This window comes from Pseudomonas sp. PS1(2021) (assembly GCF_020405165.1).
Lineage (GTDB): Bacteria > Pseudomonadota > Gammaproteobacteria > Pseudomonadales > Pseudomonadaceae > Pseudomonas > Pseudomonas aeruginosa.
The window spans coordinates 5,067,068-5,086,300 of record NZ_CP084484.1 but is presented as its reverse complement, the minus strand read 5'-3'; the positions used below and the strand labels follow the sequence as shown (position 1 = coordinate 5,086,300).

Here is a 19,233-nt window from a genome sequence, read left to right as displayed (position 1 = left end):
CTGCCGCACGGACCGGGAGGCTCAGGGCGCCTTCGGCAGTTCGCGCTTGTGCTGGGTCTTGTGGTAGGTGTCGACGATCACCCGCGCAGCTTCCTCGCGCAGCGGCTGGCCGTGCAGGAAGGCGTCGATCTCGGCATAGGTGACGCCGTGGGAAGCCTCGTCCGGATGGCCGGGGCGCAGGTCCTCGAGGTCGGCGGTGGGGATCTTCTCCACCAGGTTCTCCGGAGCGCCGAGGGCGCGGGCGAGGGCGCGCACCTGATGCTTGGCCAGGCCGCTGAGCGGAGCCAGGTCGCAGGCGCCGTCGCCGAACTTGGTGAAGAACCCCATGACCGCCTCGGCGGCATGGTCGGTGCCGATCACCAGGCCGCCGCGGGCGCCGGCGATGGCGTACTGGGCGACCATGCGGATGCGCGCCTTGATATTGCCGATGACGAAGTCGCTCTTCGCCGGCTCGAGTCCTTCCAGGGCCTCCAGCTGTTCCGCCAGGGCTTTCACCGACGGACCGATGTTGACGGTCTGCTCTTCGTCGGCGCGGATGGTCGCCAGCGAGGCCTGGGCATCGGCCTCGTCCTGCTGCACCTGGTAGGGCAGGCGCACGGCGATGAAGCGGTAGGCCTGGTCGCCGGTCTGCTCGCGCAGTTGCTCGACGGCGCGCTGGGCCAGCAGGCCGGCGGTGAGCGAGTCGACGCCGCCGCTGATCCCCAGCACCAGGGTCTTCAGCCCGGAATCCTTCAGGCACTGCTGGATGAAGGCGATGCGCCGGGCGATCTGCGCCTGCACGTCGGCCTCCGACTGGAACGGCGGCTGGACCTGCAGGGCTTGGGCGATGTCGCGTTGGATCTGTTGCATGTTCGGGCTCCCGTTAGGTGCGAAAGGATTAGGCCGGCACGTTGAAGACGTGGCGGAGGTAGGCGACGAAGTTCTCGTCGCGGCATTGGGTCTTGCCCGGGGCGTCGGATATCTTCGCCACCGGATGGCCGTTGCAGGCCGTCATCTTCAGGACGATGTTCATCGGCTCGACCCCCGGGATGTCGCAGGTCAGGTTGGTGCCGATGCCGAAGCTGACGTTGATCTTGCCACGTAGCGCGCGGAACAGCTGCAACGCCTTGGGCATGTCCAGCCCGTCGGAGAACACCAGGGTCTTGCTCAGCGGGTCGATACCCAGGCGGCGGTAGTGGGCGATGGCTTTCTCCGCCCAGGCCAGCGGGTCGCCCGAATCGTGGCGCAGGCCGTCGAAGAGCTTGGCGAAGTACAGGTCGAAGTCGTCGAGGAAGGCATCCATGGTAATGCAGTCGGTCAGGGCTATGCCGAGCTGTCCGCGGTACTCGCGGACCCAGCAGTCCAGCGCCGCTTGCTGGCTGTCGACCAGCCGCGGGCCGAGTTGCTGGTGGGCCATCAGCCATTCGTGGGCCATGGTGCCGATCGGCTTGAGGTCGTACTCGCGGGCCAGGTGCACGTTGCTGGTGCCGACGAAGCGCCCGGGGAAGTCGCGCTTGAGGATATGCACCACTTCCTCCTGGGTGCGGTAGGAGAAGCGCCGGCGGGTGCCGAAGTCGGCGACCTGGAATTCCGCGAGTTCCTCGCTGCTGGCCTGGGCGGAGAGCCAGTCGAGCTTGCGATAGAGCTGCTCGCCGACCTGTTCCAAGACCACCTCGCGGTAGCGATAACGGTTGCGCACCTCGCTGACGATGGCCAGCAGCGGCACCTCGAAGAGGATCACGTGCAGCCATGGGCCGCGCAGGCGGATTGCCAGTTGGCCATCCTCGATGCCGGTGTGCACGTAGCGCAGGTTGAAGCGGAACAGGCTGAGGAAGCGGATGAAGTCCGGCTTCATGAACGGGATGCGTTCGAGGAAGGCGAGCTGGTCGGCGGTTACCTCGACTTCGGCGAGGCGCTCGATCTGGTAGCGGATCTCCGCCAGGTACGGACGCAGGTCCTCGCCGTTGCGGCAGCGGAATTCCCACTCCACTTCGGCGTTGGGGTAGTTGTGCAGCACCGCCTGCATCATGGTCAGCTTGTAGAAATCGGTATCGAGCAGGTTCTGCACGATGCGCTCGGCAAAGACGCTTTCGGCCATGTTCACTTCTCCTTGTCGGCGCCGGCGAGGGCGCTATCCAGTCGTTCCAGGTCGGCGCAGAGGATCACCCCGGCGTCGCGCATCTCGTCGCAGGCCCGCTGCGCGGTGTCCTCGGCGATGGCCCGGCAGGCGGGCAGGTAGAGCAGCACCTCGAAACCGGCGCGGCGCAGTTGCAGGGCGGTGTTCTTCACGCAGTAGTCCAGCGCCAGGCCACCCACCAGCACATGGCTCACGCCATTCTGCCTCAGGTATTCGATGACCCCGGTGCTGCGGCGTTCCGCCAGATCGTGGTAGCAGGCGCCGTAGGGATGCAGGTCCGGCTCCACGCCCTTCCAGACGAAGAAGTCGTAGTCGATCGGCCGCGGCAGTTCGTCGAGCAGCTCGAAACCCGGCGTACCCGGTACGCAGTGGCTCACCCAGGTCAGGTCGGCATCCGGATAGGCCAGCGGCCGCAGCATCTGCTCGGCGCTTTCCACTACCCAGGCAGCCTTCGGGCTGTGCGCGTCCTTGCTGCCCAGGCGCAGCGCGGCGCGGCTGGCCAGTTGGTTGAGGGCGGCGCCGATGGCGTCGCCGCCGGGCACCGGCAGTTCGTCCGGGCACAGCGGGGTGAAGCCTTTCTGGGCGTCGACATCGAAGCTGGCGATCTTGCTGGGGCGATTCATGGAAGCCTCCGCTTGACGGGTTGGGGCTGAATGTGGGTACATAATTCATCACGTGAAATAAGTCGTCAAGCACTTGTACTACAAAATTTCGCAGTGGAAGGTATTTTCTATGCGTGATGAAATAAGTTCCCGGATTCGCCGACTGCCTGCCGGGATGAGCGGCGGACGCGCCCCCGACTTCGCCCTCGCGGTCTACGGTGGGGCGTTCGACCCGCCGCACCCCGGCCATGAGTCGGTGATCCGCCGGGCGCTGCTTTGCGCCGAACGGGTCGCCCTGGTGCCGAGCCACCGCCACGCCTTCGGCAAGCGCATGGGCGATTTCGAGCTGCGCTGCCGCTGGCTGGCGCGGCTGGCTCGGCGGATCGATCCGCGGCGGGTGTATTGCGAACCGATCGAAGCAGGATTGATGCCTGATCGTCCGGCGGTCTACAGCATCGACCTGCTGGAAGCGCTGGCCGCGCGTAGCGGCCTGGCGTCACCGCGGATCGCCCTGCTGATCGGCGCCGACAACGAGGCGGAGCTGCCGCGCTTCGAACGCGCCGCCGAATTGTGCTGGCGCTTCGGCCGGCTGGTGGCGGAGGAGCGGCTGCCGCTGCACAGCTCGATGATCCGCCAGCGCCTGCGTGAAGGGCTGGCGGTACCGGAGGCCTGGTGCCTGTCGGAAGTGAAGGACGAACTGCACTGCTATGGCGGCGAACGCCAGGCGGGCTGAAGAGAGGAGTGACGATGAGTTCAGCGGAAGTATTGGCCAGCGTGGATATCGTGGCGTTGCGCCTGAACCCCGGGCACGGACTGGAGCTGTTGCTGATCCGCCGCGCCCAGGCGCCTTTCGCCGGCCAGTGGGCCTTGCCCGGCGTGCTGGTCAACGGCCGCAGCGCCGACCACAGCCTCGACGACGCGGCGGTGCGCGCCCTGCGCGACAAGGCGCGGCTGGAGCCGGCCTACATCGAGCAGGTGGCCACGGTCGGCAACGCGGTACGCGACCCGCGCGGCTGGTCGCTGAGCGTGTTCTACCTGGTGCTGGTCGGTCCGGACACCCGGGTGGAGGACGACGACCTCGACTTCGTGCCGCTGCGCGACGTTCGCAGCGAGCGCTTCGCCCTGCCGTTCGACCACGCCCAACTGGTACAGCAGGCCTGCGAGCGCCTGGCGAGCAAGTCGGTGTACAGCGCCCTGCCGCTGTTCCTGCTGGCGCCGCGCTTCACCGTGGCCGAGGCGCTGAAGGCCTTCGAGTGCGCCATCGGCCAGGAAGTCCAGCATTCCAGCCTGCGCGGGCGCCTGGAGCGGATGAAGGAGGCTGGCTGGGTCGAGGACACCGGCGAACGCCAGCGTCCGCCCATGGGGCGCCCGCAACACGTCCTGCATTTCACCCCGAAGCCGGGCGGCGCCTTCGTTTTCGACCGCAGCCTGCTGGCGTCCTGACAAACGGGTGCGGCAGGGCCGGTGAGGCCGCTCCCTGCCGCGCTTGCTAGACGGTGAAGCGCTGGATCTGCTGCTCCAGTCCGTTTGCCAGTTTCGCCAGCTCGACACTGGAGGTGGAGGTCTTCACCGCGCCCTCGGCGACTTCGCCGATACTGGCATTGAGCGAGTCGATGTTCTGGCTGACCTCGCTCGCGGTGGCGGTCTGTTCTTCCGTCGCCGTGGATATCTGCGCGTTGCTCTGGGCGATACCTTCGACCGCCTGGGCGATGAGACCGAGCGCCTTTCCCGCCTCGTGGGCGCGCTGGACGCTGACCTGGGCCTGCTCGCGTGACTGCTGCATCACGCTGACCGCGCTGCTGGCGCCTGCCTGCAGGGCTTCGATCATCTCGCGGATGGTTTCGGTGGCCTTGTGCGTATTGGTGGCCAGGCTGCGCACTTCATCGGCGACCACCGCGAACCCGCGTCCGGCCTCGCCCGCCCGTGCGGCTTCTATCGCGGCATTGAGGGCGAGCAGGTTGGTTTGCTGGGCGATGTTCTGGATGACTTCCAGAACGGTGCTGATTTCCTCGGTCTTGTTGCGTAGCGTGTCGATGACGGCTCCCGCCTCTCCGACCATGACCGACAGGCCCTGGATGGCGTCGAGGTTCGCATGCACGAGTCCGGTTCCGGTGTGCGCCTCGCTGTTCGCCGATTCCGCGCTGGCCGCGGCGGCCTGGGCGTTCCGCGCCACGTCCTGGACCGCCATGCTCATCTGGTGTACCGCCGTGGCGACCATGCCGGTCTGGTCGCCCTGGGACGTGGCGACATGGCTGACCTGGTTGCTGATGGCACTCATCTCGTCCGAGGTGATGGTGAGCTTCCTGGCTGTCTCGGCGAGATGCCGAAGCAGCGCCTGCTGGCTTTCCAGCATCATATTGAAGGCGCGCGCCGTATCGGACACTTCGTCGCGCCCGCGCGCATCGGCGCGGAGCGTGAGATTCGAGGAGTCCTGCACGCGGCGGATCACCCCGCGCAGATCGGAAAGCGGGCGCATGATCGACAGGCTGATGAACCAGGCCGCGGCGACGATGAGGACCAGGGCTGCGGCGCCGATGAGCAGGAAGGTGGTGCGCATGGAGTCGTAGCGTTTCTCCATCTGCTCGTTGAGCTTGGCGCCTTCACTGAGCTGCAGGTCGATCAGCGTCGACAGCGCGGTTCCCAGCGGATCGAACGCACCATACATCTCGCGATTGAACGTGCCGGCCTCGACGTTTCGCAGGCTTCCGGCCCTGGCCTGCTCGCCGTATGCCAGGGTCATCCGCTTGACCCGTTCCAGGGTGGGGACCAGCGACTCGATGATTTCCTTCTCGGCGGCAGTCCGGTGGTCTGCGGAATAGTCGGCCCACGACTTCTCGATGCGCGACAGCGCCCCACTCAACTCCTGCTGCAGGCGCTCTTCATCGAAGACCCCCGCACGGTACTTGTGCAGGGCGTCGACCACGCTGACCGCAACGGCGTCGGCGACGATCTTGAGCTGGCTGATGGGCTTCATCCGGTTGTTGAAAAGGTCCTGGAAGCTGGCATCGAGCCGACTGGCGTTGGCCAGCGCCATCGCGATGACCGTGACGAGCATCGTCAGCGGTAGCAGCGCCAGGACCAGCAGGCGGATTCGAACCGTGACGCCAGTGAGCATGGGACGTTCCGAGGTGAACCGAGTGAGAGTAAAGATGGTTCCGCGCAGCGGAAACGTCAAACCGGGCCGTGGCGCGTCTGGCGGGGGCCCGCTGAGGGTTGCTCCTGCTCCAGGCGCTCTACCATCCACTCGATGAAATGGCGCACCTTGGGGACTTCCGCGGCATGCTCGGGATAGGCCAGGTAGTAGGCCTCCTGGCTGGGCAGGGCGTGCGGCCAGGCAATCGCCAGCTTGCCTTCGGCGAGTTCCTCCTCGACCAGGAAGCGCGGTAGCAAGGCTACCCCGCAACCGGCCTGGGCGGCGCGGATGCACATGTAGAAGGTGTCGAAGCGTGGACCGTGGTAGCAACCCTGGCAATTTCGCTCCAGGCTGGCGAACCAGTCGTGCCAGGCCTCCGCGCGGCTGGCGTTCTGCAGCAGCACCAGCCCCGCCAGTTGGGTCGGTTCGTCCAGTCCGCCGGCCGGCAGCAGGGATGGCGCGCAGACCGCCACCAGTTGTTCGCCGAACAGGCGGATGCACTCGGCGCCCGGCAGGGTGCCGGGGCCGAAGAAGAACGCCAGGTCGCAATGGCCCTGGCGCAGGTCGTCCGGTTCCAGTTCCTGGCGCAGGTCGAGGTGGATGTTGGGGTGGCGGTGGCGCCAGCCGTTCAGTTGCGGGATCAGCCAGCGCGCGCCGAAGGTCGGCGGGGTCGCCACTCGCAGCACTTCGGTCTCGCCGCCGTAGGAAAGCAGGAAGCGGGTGGACAGCTCTACCTGTTGCAGGATGCGTCGTACCTCGGCCAGGTACAGCTCGCCGGCCGGGGTCAGTTGCAAGCGCTTGCGCACCCGGCGGAACAGGGCGTGCTGCAGTTGCTCCTCGAGTTGCGCGACCTGCTTGCTCATGGCGCTCTGGGTCAGGCTCAACTCTTCGGCGGCGCGGGTGAAGCTCAGGTGCCGGGCTACCGCTTCGAAGCATTGCAGGGCGGTCATCGACGGCAGGCGGCGTTTGTTCAGCATGGCGGGTTTCCTGGCGCGGGTGGAGCGGGCGGAACGCGTTATATGAATAAACGGAATGACGTAGGGAGGAAAGCTCGCTTGCCGGAGTGCCGGGCGACGCTTATTACTGCCGGCAAGTCTCGCGATAGAGCATTCGCTGGCTTATGACGAATCCGTCACAGGGTTTTGCGCCGAACGTGGCGTCGCTAACGGATATGTTCATGTCGTATTCGAATCGACTTTTTCCGCCAAGTACCGAATTCCGGGAAGTTCATGTTCATATTAATTTTAAAAACCGCTCTGTCCTGCACTTTCATTGAAAAAGAGGACCTCAATTAGTGCGTGGAACGCACCAGTGACGTGCAGTTTCTAACCGCTTCAATATCGTTGTAGAGTTATTCCTAGGAACGGTTCAGGCCTTGTGAAGCCTGGGCTGTAGCTCTCCGAAGGGGATTCGGAGAAATGCCTAAATGACTGATTTCCAATAACAAAGATAAAAACGGAAAGGAGGGCTAAAGTTCTTGTGGCCGGCCACTCAGGAAAAAAACGAATGGCACGCCGCTTGCTCTGCCTGTTGAGCGAAACACAACAACAACATCGTAGTTACGAGCGCCAACATCATCCTCAGGAGCAACACCCCATGTCCAAGAAGCTGTTCAGAAAAGGCATCCTGGCTCTCGCGGTTTCATCCGTGATGGGTCTTTCCACGCATGCGCTGGCCGACGTCGTGATCGGCGTGGCCGGACCGCATACCGGCGCCAACGCCTCCTTCGGCGAGCAATACTGGCGCGGCGCGTCCCAGGCGGCGGAAGACATCAACGCGGCGGGTGGGATCAACGGCGAGAAGATCAAGCTGGTCAAGGCCGACGACGCCTGCGAACCGAAGCAGGCCGTGGCCGTGGCCAACCGCCTGGTGGACCAGGACAAGGCCATCGCCGTGGTCGGCCATTTCTGCTCTTCTTCGACCATCCCCGCATCCGAGGTCTACGACGAGGCCGGGATCATCGCCATCACCCCCGGTTCCACCAACCCGCAGGTCACCGAGCGCGGACTCTCCGGGATGTTCCGCATGTGCGGCCGCGACGACCAGCAGGGCGTGGTCGCCGGCGACTATATCGTCAACGTGCTCAAGGCCAAGAAGGTCGCGGTGATCCATGACAAGGACACCTACGGCCAGGGCCTGGCGGACGCCACCAGGGCGCAACTGAACAAGCTCGGCGTGAAAGAGGTTCTCTACGAGGGCCTGACCCGCGGCGAGAAGGACTTCAACGCGCTGGTCACCAAGATCCGCGCCTCCGGTGCCGAGGTCGTCTACTTCGGCGGCCTGCATCCGGAAGCCGGTCCGCTGGTACGGCAGATGCGCGAACAGGGACTGACCGCCAAGTTCATGTCCGACGACGGCGTGGTCACCGACGAACTGGCGACCACCGCCGGCGGTCCGCAGTACGTCAAGGGCGTGCTGATGACCTTCGGCGCCGACCCGCGGCTGATCCCCGACGGCAAGGCGGTGGTGGAGAAGTTCCGTGCCGGCGGTTTCGAGCCGGAAGGCTACACCCTCTACTCCTACGCCTCGATCCAGTCCCTGGCGGCGGCCTTCAACGGCGCCGGCGCCAACGATCCGGCCAAGGCCGCCGAGTGGCTGAAGTCGCATCCGGTGCAGACCGTGATGGGCAAGAAGGAATGGGACAAGAAGGGCGACCTGAAAGTCTCCGACTACGTGGTCTACGAGTGGGACGACAAGGGCAAGTACCACCAGTTGCCCTGATCGCGCTCGACCGCCATGCGCCGGGCACAGGCCCGGCGCATGGGTAAGTCCGGGAGCTGCTGAAGTGCTCGCCCGTGCTTGCCGCCGTAGTGCGGATTCACCGAAGACGTCTGCGTGTGGTCGGTCTGGAGTCCCGCGATCCGGGGCCGTTTCAGTAGCACCCGTCCGCTTTCACCGGCGAGCGCCGGCGCGCCTTACAAAGGCCGTCGCGATTCGCCCTGAAGAGACTGAAAAATGGACGGCATCTTCCTCCAGCAAATGATCAACGGGCTGACCCTTGGCTCGGTCTACGGCCTCATCGCCATCGGCTACACCATGGTCTACGGCATCATCGGCATGATCAACTTCGCCCACGGCGAGGTGTACATGATCTCCGCCTACCTGTCGGCCATCGCCCTTGCCCTGCTGGCCTTCTTCGGCCTGCAGAACTTCCCGCTGCTGATCCTCGGCACCTTGCTGTTCACCGTGCTGGTGACCTGCACCTACGGCTGGGTGATCGAGCGCATCGCCTACAAGCCGCTGCGCAACTCCACGCGCCTGGCGCCGCTGATCTCGGCGATCGGCATGTCGCTGATCCTGCAGAACTACGTGCAGGTGGCGCAGGGACCGCGCCAGCAGGGGATCCCGACCCTGCTCGACGGCGCCCTGAAATTCCACGTCGGCGACGGTTTCGTCCAGCTCACCTACACCAAGCTGTTCATCCTGATCGCTTCGCTGATCGGCATGGCGGTGCTGACCTACGTGATCCGCTACACCAAGCTCGGGCGCATGTGCCGGGCGACCCAGCAGGACCGCAAGATGGCTTCGATCCTGGGGATCAACACCGACCGGGTGATCTCCTACGTGTTCGTCATCGGCGCGGCGATGGCCGCCCTGGCCGGGGTGCTGATCACCATGAACTACGGCACCTTCGACTTCTACGCCGGCTTCATCATCGGCATCAAGGCGTTCACCGCGGCGGTGCTCGGCGGCATCGGCTCGCTGCCCGGGGCGATGCTCGGCGGCCTGGTGCTGGGAGTGGCCGAGGCGCAGTTCTCAGGGATGGTCAACACCGACTACAAGGACGTGTTCGCCTTCTCGTTGCTGGTACTGATCCTGATCTTCCGTCCCCAGGGCCTGCTCGGCCGCCCGCAGATCGCCAAGGTGTAAGGGGACGACGATGAGCAACGAGACTTCCATCGATCTCAAGCAGTGCGTCGTCGATGCCGTGCTCTCCGGGTTGATCGCCCTGGTGGTGTTCGGCCCCATCGTCGGCGTGGTCCTCGACGGCTACGGCTTCAACCTGCATTACGAGCGGGTCGGCTGGATCATCGCGATCGTGATGGCCGGGCGCTTCCTGCTCAGCCTCTACCTGCAGACCCGCGGCGGGCGCGCCGTGCTGGAGCGCTTCGAGGGGGCTGGCAGCGGCGTCCACGTCCTGCCGCCGGGCTACAAGACCCGCTTGCGCTGGATCGTGCCGCTGATCCTGGTGGCCGCGGTGATCTTCCCGTTCTTCGCCAGCAAGTACCTGCTGGCGGTGGTCATCCTCGGCCTGATCTACGTGCTGCTGGGCCTGGGCCTGAACATCGTGGTCGGCCTCGCCGGGCTGCTCGACCTCGGCTACGTGGCCTTCTACGCCATTGGCGCCTATGGCCTGGCGCTGGGCTACCAGTACCTCGGCCTGGGCTTCTGGACCGTCCTGCCGCTGGCCGCGCTGACCGCCGCGGTGGCCGGCGCGATCCTCGGCTTCCCGGTGTTGCGCATGCATGGCGACTACCTGGCGATCGTCACCCTGGGCTTCGGCGAGATCATCCGCCTGGTACTGAACAACTGGCTGTCCTTCACCGGCGGGCCGAACGGCATGCCGGCGCCGGCGCCGACCTTCCTCGGCCTGGAGTTCGGCCGCCGGGCCAAGGATGGCGGGGTGCCGATCCACGAGTTCCTCGGCATCGCCTACAACCCCAACATGAAGTTCCTGTTCATCTACGTGGTGCTGTTCCTGGTCGTGCTGCTGGTGCTCTACATCAAGCACCGGCTGACCCGGATGCCGGTCGGGCGCGCCTGGGAGGCGCTGCGCGAGGACGAGATCGCCTGTCGCGCGATGGGCCTCAACCATGTGCTGGTGAAACTCTCGGCGTTCATGCTCGGCGCCTCCACCGCGGGACTGGCCGGGGTGTTCTTCGCCAGCTACCAGGGCTTCGTCAACCCGTCCTCGTTCAACTTCTTCGAGTCGGCGCTGATCCTCGCCATCGTCGTGCTCGGCGGCATGGGCTCGACGGTCGGGGTGGTGATCGCCGCCTTCGTCCTCACCGTGGCGCCGGAGCTGCTGCGCAGCTTCGCCGACATCCGCGTGCTGCTGCTCGGGATACTCATGGTGGTGATGATGATCTGGCGGCCGCGCGGGCTGATCCGCATCAGCCGGGTGGGCTTCGCCCCGCGCAAGGGGGTGGCGCCATGAGCGACAAGATCCTCAGCGTCGAGCACCTGATGATGCACTTCGGCGGCATCAAGGCGCTCAACGACGTCAACCTCGACGTCGAGCGCGGTTCGATCACCGCGCTGATCGGCCCCAACGGCGCCGGCAAGACCACCGTGTTCAACTGTCTCACCGGCTTCTACAAGGCCACCGGCGGCAACATCCTGCTCAACACCCAGGGGCGCACCACGGACGTCATCCAGGTGCTCGGCGAGCCGTTCCAGCTGGACGACTTCGTCAAGCCGCCGCAACTGGGCAGTCGCCTCTACTACAAGATGTTCGGCGGCACCCACCTGGTGAACCGCGCCGGGCTGGCGCGGACCTTCCAGAACATCCGCCTGTTCAAGGACATGTCGGTGGTGGAGAACCTGCTGGTGGCGCAGCACATGTTCGTCAACCGCAACCTGCTCGCCGGCATCCTCAACACTCCCGGCTATCGCCGCGCCGAGAGCGAGGCGCTGGACCACGCGTTCTACTGGCTGGAGGTGGTCGACCTGGTGGACTGCGCCAACCGCCTGGCCGGCGAGATGTCCTACGGCCAGCAGCGGCGCCTGGAGATCGCCCGGGCCATGTGCACGCGGCCGGAACTCATCTGCCTGGACGAACCGGCCGCCGGCCTCAACCCGGCCGAGACCCACGCCCTGAGCAACATCGTCCGCTACCTGCGCGACCACCACGGGATCACCGTACTGCTGATCGAGCATGACATGGGCATGGTGATGAACATCTCCGACCACATCATCGTGCTCGACCACGGCGACGTGATCGCCCGTGGCAACCCCGAACAGATCCGCCATGACGAGAAGGTGATCGCCGCCTATCTCGGTGCCGACGAAGAGGAGCTGTCATGAGCGCGGCGTTGCTGGAATTCCGTGAGGTGGACGTGTTCTACGGGCCGATCCAGGCGCTGAAGAAGGTCTCGCTGCAGGTCAACGAGGGCGAGACGGTGAGCCTGATCGGCGCCAACGGCGCGGGCAAGTCGACGCTGTTGATGTCGATCTTCGGCCAGCCGCGTGCGGCGGCCGGGCAGATCCTCTATCGCGGCCAGGACATCCGCCAGAAGTCGGCGCACTACGTGGCGTCCAACGGCATCGCGCAGTCGCCGGAAGGACGCCGGGTGTTCCCCGACATGAGCGTCGAGGAAAACCTGCTGATGGGTACCATTCCCATCGGCATGGACCACGCCGAGGAGGACATGCAGCGCATGTTCGAGCTGTTCCCGCGCCTGAAGGAGCGGCGCAACCAGCGCGCCATGACCATGTCCGGCGGCGAGCAGCAGATGCTCGCCATCGCCCGCGCGCTGATGAGCCGGCCGAAGTTGCTGTTGCTCGACGAGCCCTCCCTGGGCCTGGCGCCGATCGTGGTCAAGCAGATCTTCCAGACCCTGCGCGAGCTGGCCAGGAGCGGCATGACCATCTTCCTCGTCGAGCAGAACGCCAACCATGCGCTGAAGCTCTCCGACCGCGCCTACGTGATGGTCACCGGGGAAATCCGCATGAGCGGCAGCGGCGAAGAACTGCTCGGCAACCAGGAGGTGCGCAACGCCTATCTCGGCGGACATTGAGCCCGCCCCGCCCCGGCTGCCTGGCCGCCGGGGCGGGCGCTGCCCTGGAGCCACGGAGGAAACTCGACTTATGCACAGCCTGCGCTTTTTCAGCAACGCCGAGGTCGCCGAGCGCCTGGCTTATCCACAACTGATCGAGGCGTTGCGCATCGGCCTGGCCAAGCCTTGCAGCGCGCCGCTGCGCAACTGCCATGCCTTGCCGGCGCAGGCCTCGCTGCTACAGATGCCGGTGTGGCAAGCCGGCGCGGGGATCGGCGTGAAACTGGTGACGGTGTTCCCTGGCAATGGGGCGCGTGGCCTGCCGGCGGTGGCCGCGGTGTTCGCTCTGTTCGACGGCGAAGACGGTCGCCCACTGGCGTTGCTGGAGGCTTCGGAGCTGACCGCCCGGCGTACCGCCTGCAGCTCGGCGCTGGCCGCCGACTACCTGGCGCGGGACGATGCGCGGCGCCTGCTGGTGGTCGGCTGCGGAACCCTGGCTGCGCACATGGTGCGGGCCCACGCCTGCGTGCGCGACTATCGCCACATCGACATCTGGAGCCGCGATCCGGCCAAGGCCGCCGCGCTGGCCGCCCGGCTGCGCGAGGAGGGCTACCCGGCGCGAGCGGCCGACGGGTTGCGCGCGGCGGTGGAGGCGGCCGACTGCGTCAGTTGCGTTACCACCTCCCGCGAAGCGCTGGTGCGCGGCGCATGGCTGAAGCCGGGCGTCCATCTCGACCTGGTCGGCGCCTTCCTGCCGTCCATGCGCGAGACCGACGCCCTGGCGGTGGCGCGCGCGCGGGTCGTGGTGGATACCCGCGCAGGCGCGCTGGAAGAGGCCGGCGACCTGTTGCAGGCGATCGCCGAAGGCGCCATCGGGCGCGAGGCGATATCCACCGAACTGCGCGACTTGCTGAGCGGGGCAGGGCGGCGCGGCGATCCCGGGGAAATCACCCTGTTCAAGTCGGTGGGTTATGCGCTGGAGGACCTGGTCGCCGCGCGCCGGGTTGTGGATAACGCCGCCTGAGGTTGTTCAGGATTTCTGTGCGGGGGCTTGTGGATAAGGTGGGTAAGAACCGCCAAACCCCTGAATCGGCGAGGGTTATGCGTGGCTGGTCAGAAAATGAACAGCGCTCGCGCCAGGTACTTATCCCCAACGCGTGGTCATCCCGCTGCCACAGTTGTTCAGGAAAACTGTGCGACGCCCTGTGGACAAGTTGGTGGCTGTTCGCTGCGGCCCAGGCACGGTGCGGGTTCCGCGAGGTTGGTCGTTTTTTGAGCAGACGCCTCGGCAAACTCGTGCGCAACTGTATGGCCAACCGGGCACGGCGAGGCTCTAGAATCCCCGGACATCGTTTTTCCGCCCCGTACGAGGAGATGCCCATGTCGTCCACCCTGTTCATCACCGGCGCCACCTCAGGCTTCGGCGAAGCCTGCGCCCGTCGTTTCGCCAAGGCCGGCTGGTCGCTGGTGCTCACCGGCCGTCGCGAGGAGCGTCTGCAAGCCCTGGCCGGTGAGCTTTCGGCGAAGACCCGGGTGTTGCCGCTGACCCTGGACGTGCGCGACCGCGCGGCGATGAGCGCGGCCGTGGACAACCTGCCGGAAGAGTTCGCCACCCTGCGCGGCCTGATCAACAACGCCGGCCTGGCGCTGGGCACCGACCCGGCGCAGTCCTGCGACCTGGACGACTGGGACACCATGGTCGACACCAACATCAAGGGCCTGCTCTACAGCACGCGCCTGCTGCTGCCGCGGCTGATCGCCCACGGCGCCGGGGCGAGCATCGTCAACCTGGGTTCGGTGGCCGGCAAGTGGCCCTATCCGGGTAGCCATGTCTACGGCGGCACCAAGGCTTTCGTCGAGCAATTCTCCCTGAACCTGCGTTGCGACCTGCAGGGCACCGGGGTGCGCGTGACCAACCTCGAGCCGGGGTTGTGCGAGAGCGAGTTCTCCCTGGTCCGCTTCGGCGGCGACCAGGCGCGCTACGACAAGACCTACGCCGGAGCCCATCCGATCCAGCCGGAAGACATCGCCGAGACCATCTTCTGGATCATGAACCAGCCCGCCCACCTGAACATCAACAGCCTCGAGATCATGCCGGTGAGCCAGTCCTGGGCCGGCTTCGCCATCCACCGCGAAAGCTGACCGGCGGAGGCGGCCGGGGCACGCTATGATGCCCCGGACGTCCCGATCGAATAAGCGAATTCCATGAGCAAACCGGGCCAACGCGTGCTGGCCGAGCTACGCAAGCTGATCGCTTCCGGCGAACTCGCCGCCGGCGAGCGCATCGTCGAGATTCCCACCGCCGAACGCCTGCAGGTCTCGCGCATGCCGGTGCGCATCGCCCTGCGTACCCTCGAGCAGGAAGGCCTGCTATGCAAGACCGGGCGCGGCTACAGGGTGCGCGCGGTGACCCGCGAGGATATCGCCGGCGCGGTCGAGGTGCGCGGCGTTCTGGAAGGCCTGGCGGCACGCCAGGCGGCCGAGCGCGGGCTGTCCGCCGAGGCACGGGCGACCCTGGAGGAATGCCTGGCCGAGGGCGACCGATTGTTCGCCAACGGCCAGGTCCTGCTGGAGGAGCTGGAGCGCTACCAGCGCATGAACATGCGTTTCCACCGCACCATCATCGAGGCCAGCGGCAACCCGGCGATCGCCGTGGCGCTGGCGCGCAACGACCACCTGCCGTTCGCCTCGGTGAGCGCCCTGGCGGTGGATCGCGACAATCTCGAGCAGGAATTCCGCCGTTTCAACTTCGCCCACATGCAGCACCACGCGGTGGTCGACGCGCTGGTCAACGGCCAGGGGGCGCGCGCCGAGGCGATCATGCGCGAGCACGCCAACGCGACCCTGCGCTACGCCGACTACTTCGATCCGGCGCGGCAGGGTGTCACCGTGCTTCACGGCGACGTCGCCGCCGACTAGAGATCCAGCACCAGCCGTGGGCTGCGCGAACGCGAACAGCAGGGCGTGAAGCAATCGTTGGCGGCCTGCTCCTCTTCGCTGAGGTAGAGGTCGCGATGCTCCGGCTCGCCGTCCAGCACGCGGGTCAGGCAGGTGCCGCAGATGCCCTGCTCGCAGGAGGCCGGCAGGTCCACCCCGGCTTCGCGCAGGGCCGCCAGCACGGTCTGCCCGGCGGCGACCCGGATCAGCGCCCCGTTGCTCGCCAACTGCACTTCGAAGGTGCCGTCCGCACTGGCGTCTCGTGGCGCGGCGGCGAAGTGCTCGCGATGCAAGCGGCTTGCTTCCCAGCCCAGTTCGCGGGCGCTTTCTTCGATCCACTGCATGAAGCCCGCCGGCCCGCAAAGGTATAGCTGGGCGTCGCGCGGACTGGTCGCCAGCAGGGCGCGAAGGTCCGCGCGCCGGCTGCTTTCGCCGTGGTCGAAGTGGCAGTGCACGCGGTCGGCGAAGGCGCACCGGCCAAGGTAGTCGACGAAGGCCGCGCGCTCGCCGGAATGCGCGCAGTAGTGCAACTGGAAGTCGGCGCCATCGCGGGCCAGGCGTTCGGCCATCGCCAGCAGCGGCGTGATGCCGATGCCGCCGGCGAACAGCAGGCGCGGACCGGGCTCCGGCGACAGCGGGAAGAGATTGCGCGGCTCGCCGATGTGCAGGCGCTGGCCGACCCGCAGTTCGGCGTGCAGCGTGGCCGAGCCGCCGCGCGAATCGCGGCAGCGGAGTACGGCGATACGGTAGTGGCGCGGCCGTTCGGCGGGGCCGCAGAGGGAGTACTGGCGGACCAGGCCGTTGGGCAGGTGCAGGTCGATGTGTGCGCCCGGCTCGAAGGACGGCAGGGCCGCCCCGTCGGCCCGGAACAGTTCGAAGCTGTGGATATCCTGCGCCTCCAGGCGGATGGCGCCGACGATGACCTCGATCATGGCGAAGGCTCCCGTCAGGCCTGGGCGCGGTTGGGGACGGCGGCCTGGCGCTCGTCCGCCAGCAGGCGCTCGATGATGCGCCGGGCCTGCACGCCGCCGGCGTCGATGTTCAGTTTCAGCAGGTCGCGCCGTGGATGGCGCAGCAGGTTGCGCTGCTGGCTTTCGAGCATTTCCAGGTCTTCGCCGAAGATCTTTCCCTGGCCTTCGCGAATGCTCTCGGTGAGCGCCTGGTCGTGGGCCTGGAAGTTGCGCGCCATGCCCCAGAAGTACCAGATGGAAGTGGCGCTCTCCGGGGTGATGAAGTCGACCACGATGCTCGCCGCCTTGCGCTCCGCCGGCGCCTGGTAGCCGCCGTGGCCGGCGTGGGCCACGCCGACCTCGATCAGCACGTGGCTGGGCGGCGTGAAGCGGCAGATCTGCCAGCGGTCCACCGCCACGTCGTCGGCCAGGCCGTTGCCGCGCAGGGCCATGCGCCAGAACGGCGGGGCCATGACATTCTGCATGTGGCGGCTGGTGATCACCTCGTCGCCTTCCACCCGCGTGGTCGGCGCGGCCTCGTCGATTTCCTTCTGGCCGATGCTGGACGCATGGACATAGGTCTCGTGGGTCAGGTCCATCAGGTTATCGATCATCAGGCGATAGTCGCAGTGGATGTGGTACAGCCCGCCGCCATAGGCCCAATCGGGGCTTTCCGCCCATTCCAGGCGGGGTATCAGCGCGGCGTCGGCCTGTTCTTCCGCGCCCGGCCAAACCCAGACGAAGCCGTGCCGCTCCTGCACCGGGAAGCGACGGATGCAGGGGAAGCCGCGGACCCGCTGGCCGGGCATCGCGCGGGTGCGACCGTCCTCGCCCATCGCCAGGCCGTGGTAGCCGCAGACCAGCACGCCGTCCTTGACGAAGCCCAGCGACAGCGGCGCGCCACGGTGCGGGCAGAAATCCTCGAGGGCCGCCACGCGGCCGTCCTCGCCTCGGTAGAAAACCATCGGCTCGTCGCAGATGCGTCGGCCGAGCGGCTTGCCGGCCAGTTCGTCGGGGGTGCAGGCCACGTACCAGGCGTTCTTCGGAAACATCGTCGGATCCTCTCGTTGTTTTTGTAATTGGATCCAATGATTCGCGAGACAACTTTTCCAAGTCAACCGCTTCTGTACAAAAAATAATCCGTTCGATAGTCGCACATAAAAAACTTCAGGAATAAATCGCTCAATTATCTCGTTCCAGAGCCTTTCTCAGATTTCGCTGACAGTGGGATATCCGCTGGCCTTCCGTTTTCTTGTCGCGCAAATGGATCCAATAGGATTGCGGCATCGACGCAACGGTGCCAGGGTGCCTGCGCTTGCCGTGCCTACAACAACAAGAAGAAGGGTCTTCCCGATGATGGATTCCTGCATTCCCGCGCCTCGCTCCCGCCTGCCGTCGCTTCTTTCCTGTCCGCTCGGGGAGGGCCGCCCATGAACCGGGACTTGCGCCGCGCTCTCGACGACGAACCGATGCGTCCGTTCCAGTGGCTGGCGGTGGCTGTGTGCATCGTGCTCAACCTGATCGATGGCTTCGACGTGCTGGTGATGGCCTTCACCGCAGCCTCGGTGGCCGCCGAATGGAACCTTGGCGGCGCCGAGATCGGCCTGCTGCTCAGCGCCGGCCTCTTCGGCATGGCCGCCGGCTCGCTGTTCATCGCGCCCTGGGCCGACCGCTGGGGGCGCCGCCCGCTGATCCTCGCCTGCCTGGCGCTGTCGGGCCTGGGCATGCTCGCCTCGGCGCTGAGCCAGGCGGCCTGGCAACTGGCGTTGCTGCGCGGGCTGACCGGACTGGGTATCGGCGGCATCCTCGCCAGCAGCAACGTGATCGCCAGCGAGTACGCCTCGCGCCGCTGGCGCGGCCTGGCGGTAAGCCTGCAGTCCACCGGCTACGCGCTCGGCGCGACCCTTGGCGGACTGCTCGCGGTATGGCTGATCGGCGCCTGGGGCTGGCGCTCGGTGTTCGTCTTCGGCGCTGGCCTGACCCTGGCGGTGATCCCGCTGGTCTGCCTGTGCCTGCCGGAGTCGCTGGACTTCCTCCTGGCGCGCCGGCCGCCGCGGGCGTTGCAACGGGTCAACGCGCTGGCCCGGCGCCTGGGCCGCGCGGCGCTCGCGGAACTGCCGAGCCCGCCCGGTGGCGGAGCGGAGCACGGTAGCCGCCTCGCCCGGTTGCTTTGCGTTGCCCAGCGACGTACCACGCTGCTGCTCTGGGCGCTGTTCTTCCTGGTGATGTTCGGCTTCTACTTCATCATGAGCTGGACGCCGAAGCTGCTGGTCGCCGCCGGCCTGTCCACCGCCCAGGGCATCACCGGCGGCACCCTGCTGAGCATCGGCGGGATCTTCGGTGCCGCCTTGCTCGGCGGGCTTGCCGCGCGCTTTCGCCTGGAACGGGTGCTGGCGCTGTTCATGCTGCTTACCGCCGCTCTGCTCGCGCTGTTCTCGCTGAGCGCCGGGCTGCCCGGCGCGGCCTTGCCGCTGGGACTGCTGATCGGGCTTTGCGCCAACGCCTGCGTGGCCGGCCTGTATGCCCTGGCGCCGAGCCTCTACGACGCTTCGGTGCGCGCCACCGGGGTCGGCTGGGGGATCGGCGTCGGTCGCGGCGGGGCGATCCTCTCGCCGCTGGTGGCCGGGCTCCTGCTCGACGACGGCTGGCAGCCGCTGTCCCTCTATGGGGCGTTCGCGGCGGTGTTCGTCGTCGCGGCCGCCGTGTTGCCGCTGCTCGGTGCGCGGCGTCGCGAGCGCTCGCCGACGCTGGGAGACGCTGCGTGAGGGCCGCCGGC

Annotated in this window: 18 protein-coding genes; 11 read left to right on the top strand and 7 right to left on the bottom strand. The window is 66.7% G+C overall.

The window, feature by feature from the left end; all coding sequences use genetic code 11:
- Positions 1-21 precede the first annotated feature (21 nt).
- Genes nadE through LE197_RS24415 form a run of 3 tightly spaced genes read right to left on the bottom strand, consistent with a single transcriptional unit; the run spans position 22 to position 2,739 of the window.
- Positions 22-849: an ammonia-dependent NAD(+) synthetase gene (gene nadE, locus LE197_RS24425; protein WP_003099998.1), complete on the bottom strand. Its 828-nt coding sequence runs from the start codon at positions 847-849 to the stop codon at positions 22-24.
- Positions 850-877: 28 nt separating this feature from the next.
- Positions 878-2,077 carry a nicotinate phosphoribosyltransferase gene (pncB, locus tag LE197_RS24420; protein ID WP_016264108.1) on the bottom strand — a complete coding sequence of 400 codons (1,200 nt, stop codon included), beginning with the start codon at positions 2,075-2,077 and terminating at the stop codon, positions 878-880.
- A gap of 2 nt (positions 2,078-2,079) precedes the next feature.
- On the bottom strand, positions 2,080-2,739 hold the full coding sequence (locus LE197_RS24415; RefSeq protein WP_003095584.1) for a nicotinamidase: 660 nt from the start codon (positions 2,737-2,739) through the stop codon (positions 2,080-2,082).
- 109 nt (positions 2,740-2,848) lie between these two features.
- On the opposite strand from LE197_RS24415, the gene LE197_RS24410 reads away from it, so the two are divergent.
- Entirely contained in the window at positions 2,849-3,451 is a 603-nt protein-coding gene (locus tag LE197_RS24410; RefSeq protein ID WP_016264109.1) for an adenylyltransferase/cytidyltransferase family protein, read from the top strand.
- Positions 3,452-3,465: 14 nt separating this feature from the next.
- Positions 3,466-4,161, top strand: a complete 696-nt coding sequence (locus LE197_RS24405) for an NUDIX domain-containing protein (protein WP_003095579.1) — start codon at positions 3,466-3,468, stop codon at positions 4,159-4,161.
- Between the two features lie 46 nt (positions 4,162-4,207).
- On the opposite strand, the gene LE197_RS24400 is transcribed toward LE197_RS24405, so the two are convergent.
- Both LE197_RS24400 and LE197_RS24395 read right to left on the bottom strand, forming a co-directional pair.
- Positions 4,208-5,833 carry a methyl-accepting chemotaxis protein gene (locus LE197_RS24400; protein ID WP_016264110.1) on the bottom strand — a complete coding sequence of 542 codons (1,626 nt, stop codon included), beginning with the start codon at positions 5,831-5,833 and terminating at the stop codon, positions 4,208-4,210.
- Positions 5,834-5,889: 56 nt separating this feature from the next.
- Positions 5,890-6,828: a LysR substrate-binding domain-containing protein gene (locus LE197_RS24395; RefSeq protein ID WP_003095575.1), complete on the bottom strand. Its 939-nt coding sequence runs from the start codon at positions 6,826-6,828 to the stop codon at positions 5,890-5,892.
- A gap of 619 nt (positions 6,829-7,447) precedes the next feature.
- Here LE197_RS24395 and LE197_RS24390 point away from each other — a divergent pair.
- The 8 genes from LE197_RS24390 (at position 7,448) to LE197_RS24355 (ending at position 15,489) form a co-directional block, all read left to right on the top strand.
- Positions 7,448-8,572: a branched-chain amino acid ABC transporter substrate-binding protein gene (locus LE197_RS24390; RefSeq protein ID WP_003116179.1), complete on the top strand. Its 1,125-nt coding sequence runs from the start codon at positions 7,448-7,450 to the stop codon at positions 8,570-8,572.
- A 234-nt stretch (positions 8,573-8,806) separates the two neighbouring features.
- The gene (locus LE197_RS24385; protein WP_003095571.1) at positions 8,807-9,721 is read left to right on the top strand and encodes an ABC transporter permease subunit; all 915 of its coding nucleotides are present in this window, start codon (positions 8,807-8,809) and stop codon (positions 9,719-9,721) included.
- A 10-nt stretch (positions 9,722-9,731) separates the two neighbouring features.
- Positions 9,732-11,009: a high-affinity branched-chain amino acid ABC transporter permease LivM gene (gene livM, locus LE197_RS24380; RefSeq protein WP_003161297.1), complete on the top strand. Its 1,278-nt coding sequence runs from the start codon at positions 9,732-9,734 to the stop codon at positions 11,007-11,009.
- Positions 11,006-11,878: an ATP-binding cassette domain-containing protein gene (locus LE197_RS24375; RefSeq protein WP_003095566.1), complete on the top strand. Its 873-nt coding sequence runs from the start codon at positions 11,006-11,008 to the stop codon at positions 11,876-11,878. Before livM ends, LE197_RS24375 begins: the two co-directional genes overlap by 4 nt.
- Positions 11,875-12,591, top strand: a complete 717-nt coding sequence (locus LE197_RS24370) for an ABC transporter ATP-binding protein (RefSeq protein ID WP_003095563.1) — start codon at positions 11,875-11,877, stop codon at positions 12,589-12,591. The genes LE197_RS24375 and LE197_RS24370 overlap by 4 nt, the downstream gene beginning before the upstream one ends.
- Before the next feature lie 70 nt (positions 12,592-12,661).
- A complete protein-coding gene (locus LE197_RS24365; protein ID WP_226033714.1) occupies positions 12,662-13,594 on the top strand; it encodes an ornithine cyclodeaminase family protein in 933 nt (310 codons plus the stop codon).
- A 356-nt stretch (positions 13,595-13,950) separates the two neighbouring features.
- Complete coding sequence (locus LE197_RS24360) at positions 13,951-14,712, top strand: SDR family oxidoreductase (RefSeq protein ID WP_016264111.1); 762 nt, start codon at positions 13,951-13,953, stop codon at positions 14,710-14,712.
- A 63-nt stretch (positions 14,713-14,775) separates the two neighbouring features.
- Positions 14,776-15,489: a GntR family transcriptional regulator gene (locus LE197_RS24355; protein WP_003099978.1), complete on the top strand. Its 714-nt coding sequence runs from the start codon at positions 14,776-14,778 to the stop codon at positions 15,487-15,489.
- On the opposite strand, the gene LE197_RS24350 is transcribed toward LE197_RS24355, so the two are convergent.
- Both LE197_RS24350 and LE197_RS24345 read right to left on the bottom strand, forming a co-directional pair.
- The gene (locus LE197_RS24350) at positions 15,486-16,439 is read right to left on the bottom strand and encodes a PDR/VanB family oxidoreductase (protein ID WP_003162745.1); all 954 of its coding nucleotides are present in this window, start codon (positions 16,437-16,439) and stop codon (positions 15,486-15,488) included. The two genes, LE197_RS24355 and LE197_RS24350, sit on opposite strands and share 4 nt — an antisense overlap.
- A gap of 14 nt (positions 16,440-16,453) precedes the next feature.
- A complete protein-coding gene (locus LE197_RS24345) occupies positions 16,454-17,509 on the bottom strand; it encodes an aromatic ring-hydroxylating oxygenase subunit alpha (protein ID WP_016253958.1) in 1,056 nt (351 codons plus the stop codon).
- Positions 17,510-17,887: 378 nt separating this feature from the next.
- Here LE197_RS24345 and LE197_RS24340 point away from each other — a divergent pair, with 378 nt between their 5' ends.
- Entirely contained in the window at positions 17,888-19,222 is a 1,335-nt protein-coding gene (locus LE197_RS24340) for an MFS transporter (protein ID WP_016264112.1), read from the top strand.
- Positions 19,223-19,233: the final 11 nt, after the last annotated feature.

Coding starts and splice junctions, on each gene's coding strand:
- nadE (WP_003099998.1), bottom strand. CDS start 849: ATGCAACAGATCCAACGCGACATCGCCCAAGCCCTGCAGGTCCAGCCG.
- pncB (WP_016264108.1), bottom strand. CDS start 2,077: ATGGCCGAAAGCGTCTTTGCCGAGCGCATCGTGCAGAACCTGCTCGAT.
- LE197_RS24415 (WP_003095584.1), bottom strand. CDS start 2,739: ATGAATCGCCCCAGCAAGATCGCCAGCTTCGATGTCGACGCCCAGAAA.
- LE197_RS24410 (WP_016264109.1), top strand. CDS start 2,849: ATGCGTGATGAAATAAGTTCCCGGATTCGCCGACTGCCTGCCGGGATG.
- LE197_RS24405 (WP_003095579.1), top strand. CDS start 3,466: ATGAGTTCAGCGGAAGTATTGGCCAGCGTGGATATCGTGGCGTTGCGC.
- LE197_RS24400 (WP_016264110.1), bottom strand. CDS start 5,833: ATGCTCACTGGCGTCACGGTTCGAATCCGCCTGCTGGTCCTGGCGCTG.
- LE197_RS24395 (WP_003095575.1), bottom strand. CDS start 6,828: ATGCTGAACAAACGCCGCCTGCCGTCGATGACCGCCCTGCAATGCTTC.
- LE197_RS24390 (WP_003116179.1), top strand. CDS start 7,448: ATGTCCAAGAAGCTGTTCAGAAAAGGCATCCTGGCTCTCGCGGTTTCA.
- LE197_RS24385 (WP_003095571.1), top strand. CDS start 8,807: ATGGACGGCATCTTCCTCCAGCAAATGATCAACGGGCTGACCCTTGGC.
- livM (WP_003161297.1), top strand. CDS start 9,732: ATGAGCAACGAGACTTCCATCGATCTCAAGCAGTGCGTCGTCGATGCC.
- LE197_RS24375 (WP_003095566.1), top strand. CDS start 11,006: ATGAGCGACAAGATCCTCAGCGTCGAGCACCTGATGATGCACTTCGGC.
- LE197_RS24370 (WP_003095563.1), top strand. CDS start 11,875: ATGAGCGCGGCGTTGCTGGAATTCCGTGAGGTGGACGTGTTCTACGGG.
- LE197_RS24365 (WP_226033714.1), top strand. CDS start 12,662: ATGCACAGCCTGCGCTTTTTCAGCAACGCCGAGGTCGCCGAGCGCCTG.
- LE197_RS24360 (WP_016264111.1), top strand. CDS start 13,951: ATGTCGTCCACCCTGTTCATCACCGGCGCCACCTCAGGCTTCGGCGAA.
- LE197_RS24355 (WP_003099978.1), top strand. CDS start 14,776: ATGAGCAAACCGGGCCAACGCGTGCTGGCCGAGCTACGCAAGCTGATC.
- LE197_RS24350 (WP_003162745.1), bottom strand. CDS start 16,439: ATGATCGAGGTCATCGTCGGCGCCATCCGCCTGGAGGCGCAGGATATC.
- LE197_RS24345 (WP_016253958.1), bottom strand. CDS start 17,509: ATGTTTCCGAAGAACGCCTGGTACGTGGCCTGCACCCCCGACGAACTG.
- LE197_RS24340 (WP_016264112.1), top strand. CDS start 17,888: ATGAACCGGGACTTGCGCCGCGCTCTCGACGACGAACCGATGCGTCCG.